The 15,669-nt window shown below is 67.0% G+C and carries 13 protein-coding genes; 7 read left to right on the top strand and 6 right to left on the bottom strand.

Annotation, left to right across the window (positions count from 1 at the left end; translation table 11 throughout):
• The first annotated feature begins 27 nt into the window (after positions 1-27).
• The gene (locus tag ACWF4Z_RS20330) at positions 28-1,425 is read left to right on the top strand and encodes a pyridoxal phosphate-dependent decarboxylase family protein (protein ID WP_452244641.1); all 1,398 of its coding nucleotides are present in this window, start codon (positions 28-30) and stop codon (positions 1,423-1,425) included.
• Here the strand turns inward: ACWF4Z_RS20330 and ACWF4Z_RS20325 are convergent.
• A complete protein-coding gene (locus tag ACWF4Z_RS20325; protein WP_452244640.1) occupies positions 1,391-1,870 on the bottom strand; it encodes a helix-turn-helix domain-containing protein in 480 nt (159 codons plus the stop codon). The two genes, ACWF4Z_RS20330 and ACWF4Z_RS20325, sit on opposite strands and share 35 nt — an antisense overlap.
• Positions 1,871-1,920: 50 nt before the next feature.
• Here ACWF4Z_RS20325 and def point away from each other — a divergent pair, with 50 nt between their 5' ends.
• Positions 1,921-2,553 carry a peptide deformylase gene (def, locus tag ACWF4Z_RS20320; protein WP_452244639.1) on the top strand — a complete coding sequence of 211 codons (633 nt, stop codon included), beginning with the start codon at positions 1,921-1,923 and terminating at the stop codon, positions 2,551-2,553.
• Between the two features lie 19 nt (positions 2,554-2,572).
• Here def and ACWF4Z_RS20315 read toward each other — a convergent pair whose 3' ends face one another.
• Entirely contained in the window at positions 2,573-3,373 is an 801-nt protein-coding gene (locus ACWF4Z_RS20315; RefSeq protein ID WP_452244638.1) for an amino acid-binding protein, read from the bottom strand.
• A 72-nt stretch (positions 3,374-3,445) separates the two neighbouring features.
• Here ACWF4Z_RS20315 and ACWF4Z_RS20310 point away from each other — a divergent pair, with 72 nt between their 5' ends.
• Positions 3,446-4,186 (top strand): TrmH family RNA methyltransferase, encoded by a 741-nt coding sequence (locus tag ACWF4Z_RS20310; protein WP_452244637.1) that lies wholly within the window; start codon positions 3,446-3,448, stop codon positions 4,184-4,186.
• Here ACWF4Z_RS20310 and ACWF4Z_RS20305 read toward each other — a convergent pair.
• Both ACWF4Z_RS20305 and ACWF4Z_RS20300 read right to left on the bottom strand, forming a co-directional pair.
• Positions 4,176-4,751: a SecDF P1 head subdomain-containing protein gene (locus ACWF4Z_RS20305; protein ID WP_452244636.1), complete on the bottom strand. Its 576-nt coding sequence runs from the start codon at positions 4,749-4,751 to the stop codon at positions 4,176-4,178. The genes ACWF4Z_RS20310 and ACWF4Z_RS20305 overlap by 11 nt on opposite strands.
• 30 nt (positions 4,752-4,781) lie before the next feature.
• The gene (locus ACWF4Z_RS20300) at positions 4,782-5,681 is read right to left on the bottom strand and encodes a GIY-YIG nuclease family protein (RefSeq protein ID WP_452244635.1); all 900 of its coding nucleotides are present in this window, start codon (positions 5,679-5,681) and stop codon (positions 4,782-4,784) included.
• Positions 5,682-5,840: 159 nt separating this feature from the next.
• Between ACWF4Z_RS20300 and ACWF4Z_RS20295 the strand changes: the two genes are divergently transcribed.
• The 4 genes from ACWF4Z_RS20295 to ACWF4Z_RS20280 all read left to right on the top strand — a co-directional run bounded on the left by ACWF4Z_RS20295 (position 5,841) and on the right by ACWF4Z_RS20280 (position 13,533).
• Positions 5,841-8,834: a PQQ-dependent sugar dehydrogenase gene (locus tag ACWF4Z_RS20295; protein WP_452244634.1), complete on the top strand. Its 2,994-nt coding sequence runs from the start codon at positions 5,841-5,843 to the stop codon at positions 8,832-8,834.
• 42 nt (positions 8,835-8,876) lie between these two features.
• The gene (locus ACWF4Z_RS20290) at positions 8,877-9,980 is read left to right on the top strand and encodes a serine hydrolase domain-containing protein (protein WP_452244633.1); all 1,104 of its coding nucleotides are present in this window, start codon (positions 8,877-8,879) and stop codon (positions 9,978-9,980) included.
• Positions 9,981-10,057: 77 nt separating this feature from the next.
• Positions 10,058-11,401, top strand: coding sequence for an esterase-like activity of phytase family protein (locus tag ACWF4Z_RS20285; protein ID WP_452244632.1), 1,344 nt, complete (start codon positions 10,058-10,060; stop codon positions 11,399-11,401).
• Between the two features lie 800 nt (positions 11,402-12,201).
• Positions 12,202-13,533 (top strand): FAD-binding oxidoreductase, encoded by a 1,332-nt coding sequence (locus tag ACWF4Z_RS20280; protein WP_452244631.1) that lies wholly within the window; start codon positions 12,202-12,204, stop codon positions 13,531-13,533.
• A gap of 873 nt (positions 13,534-14,406) precedes the next feature.
• Here ACWF4Z_RS20280 and ACWF4Z_RS20275 read toward each other — a convergent pair.
• Positions 14,407-15,156: a hypothetical protein gene (locus ACWF4Z_RS20275; RefSeq protein ID WP_452244630.1), complete on the bottom strand. Its 750-nt coding sequence runs from the start codon at positions 15,154-15,156 to the stop codon at positions 14,407-14,409.
• Positions 15,157-15,208: 52 nt separating this feature from the next.
• Entirely contained in the window at positions 15,209-15,652 is a 444-nt protein-coding gene (locus ACWF4Z_RS20270; protein ID WP_452244629.1) for a nuclear transport factor 2 family protein, read from the bottom strand.
• Positions 15,653-15,669: the final 17 nt, after the last annotated feature.

Here is a 15,669-nt window from a genome sequence, read left to right as displayed (position 1 = left end):
ACACGCATAAGGCGTAGAAAGGAAAACATGCCTGATTGGGAAGGACCCCTCACCGAAGCGTTCGACCGCGCCACGACGTACCTGAACGGGCTTCCCGAGCGCCGGGTCGGACCGCGCGCGACCGCCGCCGAGCTTCGCGCCGCACTCGGCGGCGCGCTGCCGACCGAGCCAACGGATCCGCGAGACGTGGTCGCGCACCTCGCGAAGGGCGTTGAGGACGGACTGCTGCCGAGTGGGAGCGGGCGGTTCTTCGGGTTCGTCTTCGGCGGGGCGACGCCGGCGGCACTCGCCGCTGACTGGCTCACCACCGTGTGGGACCAGAACGCAGGCCTGTACGCCGCCTCCCCCGCGGCGGCTGTGGTCGAGGAGGTGGCAGCTGCCTGGCTGGTCGAGCTGTTCGGCCTGCCGGCCAAGACGTCGGTGGGGTTCGTCACCGGCGCCCAGATGGCGAACTTCACCGCTCTCGCCGCGGCTCGCCATGAGGTGCTGAAACGAGCGGGCTGGGACGTGGAGCGCGACGGTCTGATCGGTGCGCCGCCGATCCGGGTCCTCGCAGGAGCGGAGCGGCACGACACGATCGACCGGGCGCTCCGGTTCCTCGGGCTCGGGACCAACTGCATCGTCCCGATCGCCGTCGACGATCAAGGCCGGATGCGGGCCGATGCGTTGGCGGCAGAGCTGCGGGGTGGTCCGACAATCGTGTGTGCTCAGGCGGGAAACGTGAACACCGGAGCATTCGATCCGATCGCTGAGATTTGTGCTCTGGCTGAGGACGCTTGGGTTCACGTCGATGGCGCGTTCGGGCTCTGGGCCGCGGTCAGCCCCACGCTGCGGCCGTTGATCGAGGGGATCGAGCGGGCCGACTCCTGGGCGACAGATGCGCACAAGTGGCTGAATGTGCCGTACGACTCGGGCCTCGTTCTCTGCGCTCACCCGGAGGCTCACCGCGCTGCCATGTCGATCAGAGCGGCGTACCTGATCCAGGACGAGAACGGCGAGCGGGATGCGCTCGACTTCAACCCCGAGTTCTCCCGCCGCGCGCGGGGTTTCGCCGTGTACGCCGCCATCCGCGCGCTCGGGCAGTCCGGGATCGCCGAGATCGTCGACCGGTGTCACGCGATGGCTCGCCGGTTCGCGGACACCCTCGAGGCGAACGGCGTCGCCGTACTGAATGACGTCGTCCTCAACCAGGTCCTGGTCCGCTTCGGCGGCGACGATGCGCTCACCCGGCGCGTCATCAGCGCGGTCCAGCAGGAAGGGACCGCCTGGATGTCAGGCACCACCTGGCAGGGCAAGGCAGCGATGCGCATCTCGGTGAGCAACTGGACCACCGACGAGTCCGACATCGACCGCTCCGCCGCCGCGGTCCTGCAGGTCTCACGGCAAGAGATCAGGACGGTGGATTCATCGGGAAGGCCCGGATGATCACCGCCGTGTCGGTGGCATCCGGCGCCGGGTTGTCGGCGAACGACCGAATCACCTGGTTGAGGCGGGCTCGGAGGTCTACCAGTTGCCCCTCGGTCAGGGCGACTACCTCGCTGAAGGCGAAGTCTTCCACGGTGGCTGACTCCTTTCGGGTCTCCAACCAACTGGCGTAGGCGACGTCTTCGAGCTCACGGTTGAGCGTCGAGTCGGCTTGGCCGGAGACGCGGCGCCACGGCTTGACCCGGCCGACCGCGCCCGGCGCCACCTCGACCAGCCCGAGGGCCTCGAGGCGGCGCAGGTGGAACGAGCACGCGCCGCTGCTCTCCCCCAACTCACCTGCCGCGATCGTCGAGGTCGTCGTACCGTCCCGATCGATCAACCCGAGCAGCGCATCCCGCAACGGGTGCCCGAACATCGCCGTACGCCGCTCCGCCGAAGAGTCCACGCCCGTACCCTACTTTGCAAAGCCGATCCTTTGCAAAGTATTCTGCGAGCATGCGCACGCTGATCCAGGGCCGCCCGGCCCGCAACCTCCCGGCGATGATCGACGAGGTTCGTCGCGGCACGCCGCGGCGGATCACGGAGTACGGCGAGGAGATCCTGCATCGGGCGTGTCGGCCGGTCAGCGAGTTCGGGGCCGACCGGTGGGCGGGGCTGATCGACGACCTGTTCGCGACTCTGTGGGTCGCTGACGGCTGCGGCCTGGCCGCGAACCAGATCGACGTCGACGCGCAAGTCTTCGTGTACGACCTGACCGACGACTTCGGCACCCGCCACCTCGGCCATGCCATCAATCCCACGATCACTACTGCCGCAGCCTTCTTCGGCGATCAGGACGGGACCGAAGGCTGCCTCTCCGTCCCCGGCGTCTACGCACCGCTCGCCCGCCCTGCGCGAGTCACCCTCCATGCGCAAGACCTGGACGGCCGACCGTTCACCGTCGAAGCCACCGACTACCTGGCCCGCTGCCTCCTCCACGAGACGCAACATCTTCAAGGTCAGGTGTACGTCGACCACCTGTCGCCGGCCGCCCGCGACCGCGCCCTCACCACCTCGACCCGCGAACGCGCCACCGTCATGAAGCGCCGCGCCACGAGAGCCCGCCAGCTCACCGGACTCACCGCGTAGTGCGCCCAGCTCGCCGGACTCACCGAGTAGTGCGGCTGGCGAGTTCGGCCACTTCGGCAAGGCGATGCGCTCGGGCGGACTCGGCGGGCGTGAACGGCTCGTTGGGGCGACTGAAGGCCAGTAGTCCGGTCCACGGCGACGGGATCTTCAAGACGTCCGGCGGTAGCGATGTGGACAGATCGGTGACCAGTTGGGCGCCGAGGAGTTCGGCGACCGCGTGCGGGAGTTCGGCTGGATCGCTGACCACCCGAGCCGACAAGCTGAGTGCCTTCGTCTGACCGTCAACCAAGGCGAGCGTGGTAGTCGGCCAGACGTGAGTGTCACGACCCCCCGCAGCTTCGATTGCCGCAAGCAACAACTCTGGCCCGACCCCCTCGGGCGTCGCCACGACCAGCTCGTCGCGGACGCCGGTGTCCAGCGGATGAACGTGCAGGCCGAGGATGTTCGCATCCAGATCCGCCAGCTCATGCGTCAGTCGCTCGAGTGTGCCGGCCCGGTCGTCGAGCGTTGCGCGGATCCGCCACAACGCATCGAACCCAGGCGCCGGCCGAGGCGGTGGCGCGTGCAGCCAGGAGCGCAGGAGATGCATGGTCGACGGCTCGATCACCCAGATCACCAGGGCTGTCGTCACGATCACGAGCACGCTGACAGCGACGACGTACGACGGATGCAGCGCCAGCACCACCGCATGGAGTAAGAACTCGACCGGGAAGATCGCAACCAGTTTGGCCAGGGTCAGCCGGAGTCGCCGTGGATGCGGGAGCCGTCCACACACCTCACAGGCGATCCCGCCGGTCAGCGCCGTACGCAACGGTTCCATGAGTCCAGCGTGACCGGGCCGCGTTGCCACGCTGTTGCGCCGGCGTGAAGTTGTCCGGCGTACCGTAGGCGGGTGGAATCGAGGAAGTCGCCGCGGGACAAGTGGATCACGGTGTACGGGCGCAAACCCGTGCTGGAGGCGTTGCACGACCCGGCGTTGTCGGTGGCGAAGGTGGTGCTGGCCGACAACGCGACCGGGCAGTCGATGCAGGAGATCCTGCGGGCGGCGGAGAAGTTCGGTACGCCGGTCGAGCGCGCGACGGCCAGCCGGGTCAAGTGGCTGGCGGGGAACGGGAAACACGATCAGGGCGTGGTCGCCGACGTGGACGCGCCACGGATGACGCCGCTCGAGGAGTTCATCCGGGACCGGGCCAAGCGCCCGACGAACGTGTTCCTGCTCGACGGCGTCACCAACCCCGGCAACGTCGGCATGATTCTGCGCACCGCGACCGGCGCCGGGTTCGACGGCGTGATCCTGCCCCGAGCCGGTACGCCGCATGTCGGCCCGCTGGTGATCAAGGCATCGGCCGGCATCGCGTTCCAGGCACCGATCGTGAACACGTCCACCGCGAAGGCGGCGGTCGACCTGCTCCGGAACGCCGGCTACCACGTCTACGGCCTCTCGGCCCGGACCGAGGACTCCCTGTTCAAGACCGACCTCGCCCCTCGCGCGGTCTACGTCCTCGGCGGCGAGACCAACGGCATCACGGTCTCCACCGACTCCGACCTGCGGATCCCGCTGCATTCCGGCGTCGAGTCCCTGAACGTCGCCGTCGCCGCCGCGGTCGTGGCCTTCGAGGTCACTAACCGGTGATTTTCGCCGCCAGCGCTTCCACGTCGGCCTGCGTGAAGTTGCCGGCGATCTCGACCTGACCGCCGGGGATGGACGAGCTGACGGACGGCGTAGCCACGACCTCGTTGCGGACCACGATCGCGAGCAGGTTTGACCCGGCCGGCTTCTTGGCCAGGTCCGCGGTGAGGTCACCGAAGAGCCGCGTGCCGACGTCGTCGAGGGTCAGGCTGACATACCAGTACGGCGGCGTTCCTTGCTCGGACTTGGCGGATTTGACCTCGGTCACGTGGCTGCCGTCGAGCTCGACCTTGCCGAGCGTGTAGCGCAGGCCCGATCCGCAGAAGGCCCCGGCCGGCGCGGGCGACGGGCAAGCACCGGCGTCAGCCTTGAGCACGCGCCGGAACTCGACCGCAGTCGGAGTCGCCGGCCGGTTGTTCGCCGGGGCGCCCTTCGGATCGCTCATCTGGTAGACCAACCAGAAGAAGGCACCCACAACGACGACCAACACGAGCACGAGGCTGCCGAGGAGCACCAGCAGCCCACGACGCCGTCGTACCGGCGGCGGATACTGCGGTAGCTGCACCATGACCACAATCCTAGGGACCGCAAGAGTCACCTACCCCAGCAATCGCGCCGCCAATTCGGCGTTGCGTTGCGCGAACGACTGCCACAGCACCGGCGTCGAAGCGACCCGATCGCGAGCCGTCCGCTCGGTCACCGCACGCTGCGTCCACGTGCACATCCGCCCACCACGAACCTGAAAATGCACCAGTACGCCGTCCGCCCACCCGTACACGTCCGCGTCCCGCGGATCGAGCCACGCAACCTTCTGCTCCGCAACGATCCAGTCCAGCGCCTCGAGCTCAGCCTGCACCTTCCCGGCGAACTCGTAGCGAAGCTCACCGGCCGCCCGATCCCGCCGCCGGATCAGCTCGTCCCGCAGCGCGGTGACCGCGGCCGGATCGCGTTCCAGTACGGCGATCGCCGTACGAGTCAGCGCGTCACGATCGCCGGGCCCGATCCCGAAGAGCTGCCCGAACTCGCGGGCCGAGCCGTCCTCTTCGACCGTGTACTGCAACGGAAGCACGCGATGTAGTCCCGAGATCGCCTTCCGGATCTGCAGTCCACCGAGATACGGCCCGTAGTGATCTGCCGTCGGAGTGTGCTCGAATCGCAAGCCGGGCTTGGTTCCGCCGGCCAACCGGATGTAGCCGACGACCTCCGCGCCACCTTCGGTCCGGTTCCACCGCGGCTTCGAGTGCTCGAGGAGATTGCGTTCCAGGAAGGCGGCCTCGTGGTCGGAGTCGCACCAAACTCCTTCTACGCGGGCGATCCGCCGTACCATCCGGGCCAGATGCGGACGATCGCCGAGGTGCGTCCAGTACGACTGCACCCGGCGTCGCAGGTTGCGTGCGCGGCCGATGTAGAGCACCTTCCCGGCGTCGTCCCGGAACCGATACACCCCCGGCCCGAGCGGCAACCGTCGTACCTGAGCCTTCACAACTCCAGTCTGCATCCATCACCTGACTAGCAGTAGAAAATGAGTGGAGTGTTTGAAACGAATGCGTCGATGGTCTTGCATCGACGTGGGCGCGCCGTCATGCTGGCGGTCACTCCGAGTGTTCGCAGGGGGTTGTGAGGCCGGGCACCGGGGTTGTGGGTCCTGGGGGGCTTCATGCTGTTTTCCGCCAAGTGGGTGCGTTGTGTCCTGTCCGCGGTCTGTGTGCTGCTGCTGGCACCGCTCGTGGCGATCGAGCCTGCGCGGGCCACGGTCACGCCGACCGGGTTCACCGAAGAAGCCGTGTTCAGTGGGTTGACGCAGCCGACGAACGTCGTGTTCTCGCCGGACGGCCGGGTCTTCGTCGCCGAGAAGAGCGGCCTGATCAAGGTCTTCGACTCGCTCGACGACCCGACGCCGAGTGTGTACGCCGATCTCCGCACCGAGGTCTACAACTACTGGGACCGCGGCCTGCTCGGCCTCGCGCTGCACCCGGACTTCCCCGCGGATCCACGCATCTACGTGCTGTACACACACGACGGCCTGATCGGCGGACCGACCCCGAAGTGGGGTACGCCGAACACCTCGGACGACCCCTGTCCGACACCGCCCGGCCCGAACGGCGACGGCTGCCAGGCCAGTGCCCGCCTCTCGGTACTCGACGGAACCGGCGCCGAACAGGTGCTGGTTGAGGACTGGTGCCAGGTCTTCCCGAGTCACTCGATCGGCTCGATCGAGTTCGGCCCGGACGGCATGCTGTACGCGGGTGGCGGTGACGGCGCCAGCTTCAGCTACACCGATTACGGCCAGGACGGCTTGCCGGCCTCGGATGTCACGCCCGACAACCCTTGTGCCGATGGGACCGCGCCCGTCGGCGCGACGCTCACACCGCCGACCGCGGAGGGCGGTGCGTTGCGCGCCCAGGACGTCCGCACGACCGCCGATCCGACCGGCCTGGACGGATCGATCATCCGCCTCGACCCCGACACCGGCCAGGCCGCACCGGGCAACCCGGCCTCGAGCAGCGCGGACCCGAACACCCGCCGGATCGTGGCCACCGGTCTGCGCAACCCGATGCGGTTCGACTTCCGCCCGGGGACCAACGAGATCTGGGCCGGCGATGTCGGGCAGGGTCAGTACGAAGAGATCGACCGGGTCGTGAGCCCGACGGCGCAGGTGACGAACTTCGGCTGGCCCTGTTACGAAGGCGTCAACCGCATGCCTGCCTGGGATGCGCTCAACATCAACCTCTGCGAGAGCCTGTACACGGGTGGTACGGCGACGGCGCCGTACTTCTCCTACAAGCACAGCGACCACGTCACCAGCACCGAGACCTGCAAGGTCGGCAGCTCGTCGATCTCCGGAATGTCCTTCTACCGTGGGGGAAACTACCCGCCCGAGTACGACGGCGCCCTCTTCTTCGCCGACTACAGCCGCGACTGCGTGTGGGCGATGATGCCCGGCGCGGACGGCCTGCCGGATCCGACCAAGATCCAGCAGTTCGCCACAGGCCCCGGAGTGGTGCGGCTGCAGAGCGGGCCGGGCGGGGACCTCTTCGCGGTCGACTACAACGGCGGCCGGATCCTGCGGTACGTCTACGACGCGACCAACAACCCGCCGACAGCCGTGATCAACGCCGATCCCTCCAGCGGGCCGATCCCATTGACCGTGACGTTCGACGGGACCGCGTCCAACGACGCCGACGGCGATCCGCTCACGTACGCGTGGGATCTCGACGGTGATGGTGTGTACGACGACTCGACCTCCGCGACCGTGCAGCACACGTACACGACCAGCGGCAGCGTGACCGCCCGACTGAAGGTGTCCGACGGACACACGACCGGCACGACGTCGACCCAGATCAACGTCGCCAACACCGCACCGACGGCCTTGATCACTTCGCCGGGTCCGGCCACGAAGTGGAAGGTCGGGGACACGATCAGCTTCTCGGGGTCTGCGACAGACCCGGAGCAAGGTCAGTTACCTGGTTCGGCGTTGACCTGGGCGTTGATCATGCATCACTGCCCCAGTGATTGCCATACGCATCAAATCACCACGATGACCGGGGCGAGCGGCACGTTCACCGCGCCGGATCACGAGTATCCGTCGTACCTGGAGCTCAAGCTGACGGCGACCGATGCGAGTGGGTTGACCGATACGAAGAGCGTGCGGCTGGATCCGCAGACGGTCGGGCTCACGTTCGCCTCACAGCCGTCGGGACTGCAGCTGACGTATCTCGCCACGACAGCGACGACGCCCTCGGTCGGTACGACGATTGTCGGGTCGAGCGAGTCGGTGTCGGCCGAGCCGCTGCAGGTTTCGGCGAACCAGGTCTACCGGTTCTCGTCGTGGTCCGACGGCGGAGCGCGCAGCCACAACTTCATCGCGCCGGAGGCGCCGGCAACATATACGGCGACGTACGTACCGAAGCGGAATCTGGCCCAAGGTCATCCGGCCGCCGCGTCGAGTGTGTACCTCGCGGGGCGGGAGGCGGCGAAGGCCGTTGACGGGTCGATGACGACCGCGTGGTCCAGTGCGCGGACCGATCCGCAGTGGTTCCGGGCCGATCTCGGGTCGGTCCAGGTAGTGAATCGGGTGCTGCTGAACTGGCTGTCGACGTCGTACGCGAAGGCGTATCAGATTCAGGTCTCCACGAGCGGGCGGACCTGGAAGACGGTGTCGTCCACGACCGCCGGCGACGGTGGGACGGACATGCTGACGTTCACGCCGAACTACGCCCGGTACGTGCGGATCAACGCGACGGCTCGGGGTGTGGCTGGGAGCTACTACTCGCTGTGGGAGCTCGGGGTGTTCCAGGACACGGGTGCGATGACCGGGATCGCCGGCAAGTGCGTCGACGCCGGGACGGTCGCCCTGAACACGTGTAGCGGCGCGACCAACCAGCAGTGGACCCCGTCCTCGGACGACGGCACAGTGCGCTCACTGGGCAACTGCCTGGACGCCCGCGCCACCACACCGTTGACACCCGCGGTGATGTCGCCCTGCGACGGCAGCGCAGGCCAGCAGTGGCGTCCACGCGCAGATGGTTCACTCCTCAACGTCAACGCGGGCCTGTGCCTCGACGCAGCCGGCGGCAAGAGCACGAACGGGACCAAGCTCCTCATCTACACGTGCAACAACGGCACCAACCAGAAATGGGTCCTGCCGTAAATTCGGTCGTCGTGCTCATGCTCCGGGACATAGACTCGGAGCATGAGCAACGGCTGGGTCGATGAAGGATTCGGCCGGGTTGCCGATGCGTTCGCAGAGAACTTCTCGTTGTTCCCCGAGCTCGGGGCCGCGGTCACCGTGTACGTCGACGACCGCAAGGTGGTCGAGCTCTGGGACGGCGAGGCCGCGCCCGGACGGCAGTGGGACAGCGAGACCGTAGTACCCGTTTTCTCTTGTGCCAAAGGGCTCGTGAGCCTGGTAGTGCACCTGCTCGCGCAGGACGGGAAGCTGTTGCTGGATGCACCGATCGGCGACTACTGGCCGGCGTTTGTTGCTGAGGGCAAAGAGAAGATCACGGCCCGGATGATGCTCGGGCATCGGGCCGGGATCCCGGTGCTCGACGCGACGCTGAGCTTCGACGAGATCGCGGCGTGGACTCCGGTGATCGAGGCGATCGAGGCGCAGAAGCCGTTGTGGGAGCCGGGTTCGTCGTACGAGTATCACGGTCATGTGTTCGGGTTCGTGCTCGGCGAGGTGGTTCGGCGGATCACCGGACAGTTGCCGGGGGCATACTTCCGGTCGCGGGTCGGCGATCCGCTCGGGCTGCGGGCGTGGATCGGTCTGCCTGAATCGGAGTTGCCGACGCTGGCCAGGCTGGCCGAGGCCGAGGGGCGGCCGTCGTTGCCGCCGGAGCACCTGCTGATGCGGATTGTCACGATGAACGGCGCACTGGTCTTCCCGGGTCTCGACGTACCGCACGGGTGGAACGATCCCGCCCTGCTCGGGATGGAGTTGCCGGGGGCCGGAGCGGTGGCATCGGCGACCGGGCTGGCCGGCGTGTATGCGGCGGCCTTGCGGCTGTTGTCGCCCGAGACGCTGAGCGATCTGACCCGAGAGGTGTCCGCGGGTGCGGGGTTCCTCGGCTTCGATGCGGGCGCGCGCTGGGGTTCCGGCGTACTGCTGGACTCGGGCTTCCGGCCGATGCTGGGTGCGCGGAGTTTCGGGAACGACGGAGCCGGTGGGCAGTTCGCGTTCGGTGACGCCGAGTACGGTGTCGGCTTCGCGTACGTCGCCAACCGGATGATCGGTCACGGGGACGCACGGGCGACTCGGCTCGTCTCCGTCGTACGCGACTGCTTGGGGTGACGTTCATCGGGGCGACAGGTGTCGTTAACCCGTCACGACAACTGTCGCGATGACATCCGGTGGAGGGGAGCACGTTCATGTCTCGTGGCAAGTGGCTGGTGGCGACGTCCGTGTCGCGTGGCAAGTGGCTGGTGGCGACGTCGGTGGTGGCGGTCGCGGCGCTGGTCGGGGGTACGGCAGGTCCGGCAATGGCGGGGCATTCGTCCGGGCCGAAGGTGGTCGGGACGGCGACGCTGCCCGACCTCGCGCTGGGTAAGTTCTCGAACAGCCTGCTGCCCGGATCCGTCGCGAACGACCGCGGCGTCGACCTGGGCGGCATCGGCAGCGACATCTACCCGGCCGAGCGCCCGGGTGAGTTCTGGACCGTCACCGACCGCGGGCCGAACGGACAGATCAAGATCGACGGCAAGAACCGCCGGACGTTCCCGGTCCCGGGCTTCGACCCGGCCATCGTCAAGGTCAAGATCGACGGCAAGAAGCTGAAGGTGATCGACGCGATCCCGATCACCACTCGCCACGGCAAGGCGGTGACCGGCCTGTCCAACCAGGCAAGTCGCGACGAGACCCCCTACACGTACGACGCTTCCACCGAGCTGCCCCTGGACCCGAACGGTCTGGACACCGAGGGCATCGTCCGCGCCCACGACGGCTCGTTCTGGTTGGTCGACGAGTACAGCCCGTCGCTCGTGCACGTGTCCAGCCGCGGCCGCGTGCTGGCGCGCTATGTGCCGGAGGGCCTGAATCTGACCGGTGCGGACTACCCGGTGGTCGAGGCGCTGCCGTCGATCTTCCTTACCCGCAAGGGGAACCGCGGCTTCGAAGGCCTGGCCCAGCTGCCCGGTGGCGACCTGGTCCTTGCGTTGCAGAGCCCGCTGCTCAACCCCAACAAGAAGATCGGCGAGGCGTCGCTGAACACGCGCCTGGTCCGGTTCTCACCGCGTCGCGGCAAGGTCACCGCCGAGTACGCCTACCAGTTCGACCCGGTCGGCGTGGTCGACCCGGGTGAGGACGACGTCACCGAGTTGAAGATATCCTCGGTCGTTGCCGCCGGCCCCGAAACCCTCCTGGTCCAGGAGCGCACCGACAACGCTGCTCGGCTGCAGCGCGTCGTACTGCGCGACCGCGACAACATCCTCGGCACCACGTGGGACGAGGGTGCGACCACTCCGTCGTACGAGGCACTGGCGGACCCGAAGGCTGCGGGTGTTCCGGTGCTGGCGAAGAAGCTCTTCATCGACTTCAACAAGGTGCCCGGCGCCCCGAAGAAGATGGAAGGCATCGCCCTTCTCCCCCACGACACCCTCGCCGTCATCAACGACAACGACTTCGGCATGACCGACGGTCCCGCCGCCTTCGACACCAACGGCAACCTCGTGGACAGCAACATCGAGACCACCTTGGTCACGATCCGACTGCGCTAACCACTGGCCGCCACCAGCCGCGCCGAGGGACATCCGGCTCTTGTGACAGATGTGTGGGTTGAGCTATTTGATGGGTGGACCCCTGAGATGCGGGGTTGCGGACCCTGGATACGGGTGATTAACCCCCAACGTCAGGGGCAGACCCCCGAATTTCAGTGGCCGACCCCCGAAATGGGGCCCTGCCGAGAGGGCCGGGTGCGTTGAGTCGTAGCGATTGGTTCGGGCCGGGTCTTCGGCTCGTGGATTCCGGCGGGATTCTTCGCCGATGTGGAGCCGGAACCCGCGACTCGACGGCGGGTGCGGGGATGCTGCGGTTCTTGTGACTGGTGTGGGCGATGGGCGGACCGCCGACACTCACCAACCAGACCACCGAGCAACCGACACCCACCCGGGCAGGCTCAACCACCCTGCCTGGCTCGGCTGAACCGCCCGTTGGTGAGTGGCACAGGTTCGCCTCAGCCGCCATCGCCCTGCACCGCGGATCCCAGGGCCATCACAATGCCCGTTCGCCCAGGGGCTCGCCGCCTGAACTCCCGGGGATCGGCGCATCGTGATGGCCTGGAGCTCCGCCCACCACGCTCCACTGCCGTGATCACACCCAGTTCGCGCACACCACTCGAGTGCGGATCGACCACCCGCGCCCCCGCCGAAGGGCGGCAACAAGACAGCCGCCGCGCAGCGGTGTCCGCTCAACGCACACATCCGCAAGAGCCGGACATTCCCTCGGGGCAGTTTTGTCACAAGAGCTGGGTGAGCGGCGTCTGGTGTTCGTCACTTGTCGGGACGAACGAAGGAACGTCATGAATTCAGAGCTTTTGCGCCGGGACTTCGGTGGGGAGATCGTCGAACCCTCGAGCGAGGGGTACGAGGCGGCTCGCCGGACGGTGCTGGTTGAGGGCAGTCCAGCCTATGTACTGCGGCCGCTCGATGTGCACGATGTTCAAGTCGCGGTGGGTTTCGCCGTCGCGACCGGGCTTTCGCTGGCCGTCCGGGGTGGTGGGCACAGCTTTGCGGGGTTGGGGACGAACGACGGCGGGGTGGTGATCGATCTCAGCCGGCTGGCCGACATTCAGGTTGTCGACAAGGAGCGGCACCTGGTTCGGATCGGCGGCGGGGCTACCTGGGGGCAGGTGGCGAGCGCGCTGACACCGCATGGGTTGGCGATCTCGTCGGGTGACACGAAGAGCGTGGGTGTCGGCGGGTTGACGTTGAGCGGCGGCATCGGGTGGAAGGTCCGCAAGTACGGTCTGGCGCTGGACAACCTGGTCGCCGCTGAGGTGGTGCTTGCGGACGGGAGCGTCGTACGGGCGTCTACCGACGAGAACCCGGAGTTGTTCTGGGCACTCCGCGGTGGCGGCGGGAACTTCGGGATCGTGACCGCTTTCGAGTTTGCCGCGCATCCGACAACGGACGTGTTCTACGGGAAGATCGCCTTCCCCGCGGCGGAGGCGTCTGCCGTGCTGCAGGGGTGGGCGGAATACGCTCGTACTGCGCCGGACGAGCTCACCTCGATCGCGAACCTCGCCAACCCGTTCGCCGGCGGGCCAGCGGCACCGGTCGAGATCCACGTCGTCTTCGACGGGGATGACGCTGCCCTTGCGGCGCACGCCATCGACCCGATCCGCCGGCTGGGCACCGTGATCGATGACGATGTCGCGTTGCGCCCGTACGCCGATGTCCTGGTCGACGGCGCGGTTCCGCCGCCGGGCATCCAGCTCGTCACGCGGAGTGCCTTTGTCGACAAGGATTCCGTCGCTGATGCCGTTCGGCTGCTCGCGGAGATCGCGACGTCCGAACGCCCACCGATCATCGCCATCCGCAGCGTCGGCGCTGCCGTGGCACGGGTCCCGGCCGAGGCAACGGCGTACGCGCATCGCCAAGCCGAACTGATGTTCGCAACCACAATCATCGGTCCCCCACCCGCGATCGCCGCCGGACGCCCAGCCCTGGAAGCGATCTGGACCAAACTTACCCCCCACACCACCGGCGCCTACGCCAACTTCCTAGCCACCGCAACCGAGGACGACGTAGCAGCCATCTACCCACCCCCCACCCACAAACGCCTAGCCACCGCCAAACACCACTACGACCCCACCAACCTCTTCGCTACAAACCACAACATCCAAAGCTAGACCGAACCAAAGGACAGAAAATAGAAGGACAGGGAAAGAAAGATGGAGTGGCCGGGTGCCTGGCAGGCTTGGTGCGTGGGTGCGGCCAGCTGGTGGTCGGCGGGTGAGGAGTGCGGCGACTCACCGGATGCCAGGGATCGGGGCTGCCGAGGACCATTCACTCAGTGGGCGGATCTCCAGGCCATCACAATCTGTGGTTCCGGCGGAGGTCAGGCGTGTTTCGCCTGCTGGGCGACGATTGTGATGGCCTGGCGTTCGGGGTGCAGCTGCTGTGGATGCTCAGCTGACGAGCCTGGTTCGTCGACCAGCCAGCTGAACATAGTCTGGTCCGCGACGCTCGACACCCCTGGCCCGGAACGGGTGACATGCGGCGGGCGCGGATACCTTGCCGGGTCCGCGGACAGGTTATTGCTTGTCCGCCGACCCCAGAGCGTGTCCGAGCAACAGTCACGCGCCTTTCGGTAGACGATCCCGACCCGCCGCACCTGCGCGCCGATCCAGCCAGGCACCCAGGCACTCCAATCTCTCATCTTTTGATTTGTTTCCTTTTTTTGAGGGTTCTGAATAGCCCTCAGAGAAAGACAAAAGAAAGAAAGGATAGAGAGGGAGCTGGGTGCCTGGCTGAGGTCGGCGGCCCACTACCGTCAGCGCCTGGACGGTCCTGGAGATCGCTCACTCAGCAACTGATCCTTGTCAACCCTGATCCCGCACCCACCGCGCATCGCTACACCCCCGACACACCGACCACCAACCGGCCGCACCGACGCACCCAGCCCGCCAAGCTCCCAGCCACTCTCTGTTCTCTTTCCTATTCTTTCTTTGAGGTCTTCCTGTCCTTCAAGATCTTCTGAACAATCCTCATAGTCCTTGTAATTAGAGGCCTGCGAGGATCTTGTTGCAGCGGGTTTCGGCGTGGGTCAGGTCGTCGGCGGTGAAGCGGACGCCGTGGTCGAGGAGGTGTCTGTAGATGGCTCTTGCCTCCACCACGAGAGTCTCCGCCTCCTCGAGCGGGTCCAGGCCTTGGCAGGTCCTCAACTGACAACCTGCCAGCAGGAGCTGGTCAGTGCTGAAGAACTTGACGCGGGCGCGCAGGGTCGCATCGAGCTGCTCGGGTGTCATCGGATCCTTCGGCCGCTTGCCAGGCCGCTGCTGCAGGCGGGCGGCGACATCCAGCCTGGCCCTCGCGGCTGCCGCGACCCGGTCCTCGCCGTCAGCCTCCCCGGTCTCGCCGGTCGAGGAGAACTCGACAGCGATTGGATCAGTGTGGAGCAGCGCGTGGACCGCCCCGATCCCGAGGGCGAGATCAAGACCGTGCAGTGCCCACAACTCGTGCCGAGCCTCTTGGATCGCATAGCCACCGACTGTTCGCCCACTGGTCGCGAACACTGAAATGTTGATCTGGGCCATCTCGCCGTAGGCGATGCGTGGGCCCAGATCATCAAGATCGTCGCACGCCAGCCGGAACAGCGCAGATCCGGCTCTCCCCGTCAGGGATGCGAGGCGTCGTGCCCTGTATGCGGCTTGCGGGTTCACCCGTCTCCGCGTGGCGACAGCCTCCGAATACGCCGACCAAGCCGCCCACGTCTCGCGCACCAAGATCCGCGCCTTCTGCCGATCGTCCATCCGAAGAGTCTAGAGAAGCTCCAGGATCATTGCCTTGCACAACAGCGCGGCGTCAGGGGGTGGAGGGGCGGGTCTCGGTCCAGTCGACCAGGAGGCGGCGTTCGGCGAAGAGCCAGGTGTCGTCCTGTTTGGCGAACGTGTCGAGGTAGCGGATGGAGGCGATCATTAGGGTCCTGCTGCCGTCCTCGGCGATCGTCAGGTGGTGGGCGATGCAGTAGCTCTCACCGGTGGCGCTGTCGCCGTCGAGTACGACGGTGCTTTGGCCGTTGAAGTGTGTGGTTGCGTCGTACTGGTTGAGGTCGTCGAAGACCGGCGCGAGCGACGCACGTCCGTGCAACTCCTGCGTCGGCTCGGCCGACTTCGCGTCCATGTAGACCAGAAAGCGCGTGTCCTCGGTGAACAGCGCCATCTGCCCCTCGGCGTCCCGGCGGTCGGCGCAGTGCGCGTACGCGTCGAACAACTCGCGGATGGCCAGGCGATCGTCGTACTCGGTCATGGAGCTCAGGCTAACCA

The sequence above is a fragment of the Kribbella sp. NPDC055071 genome, assembly GCF_053608045.1.
Note: the sequence above shows the minus strand (reverse complement) of the source record. Positions and strands in the feature narration are given on the sequence as shown.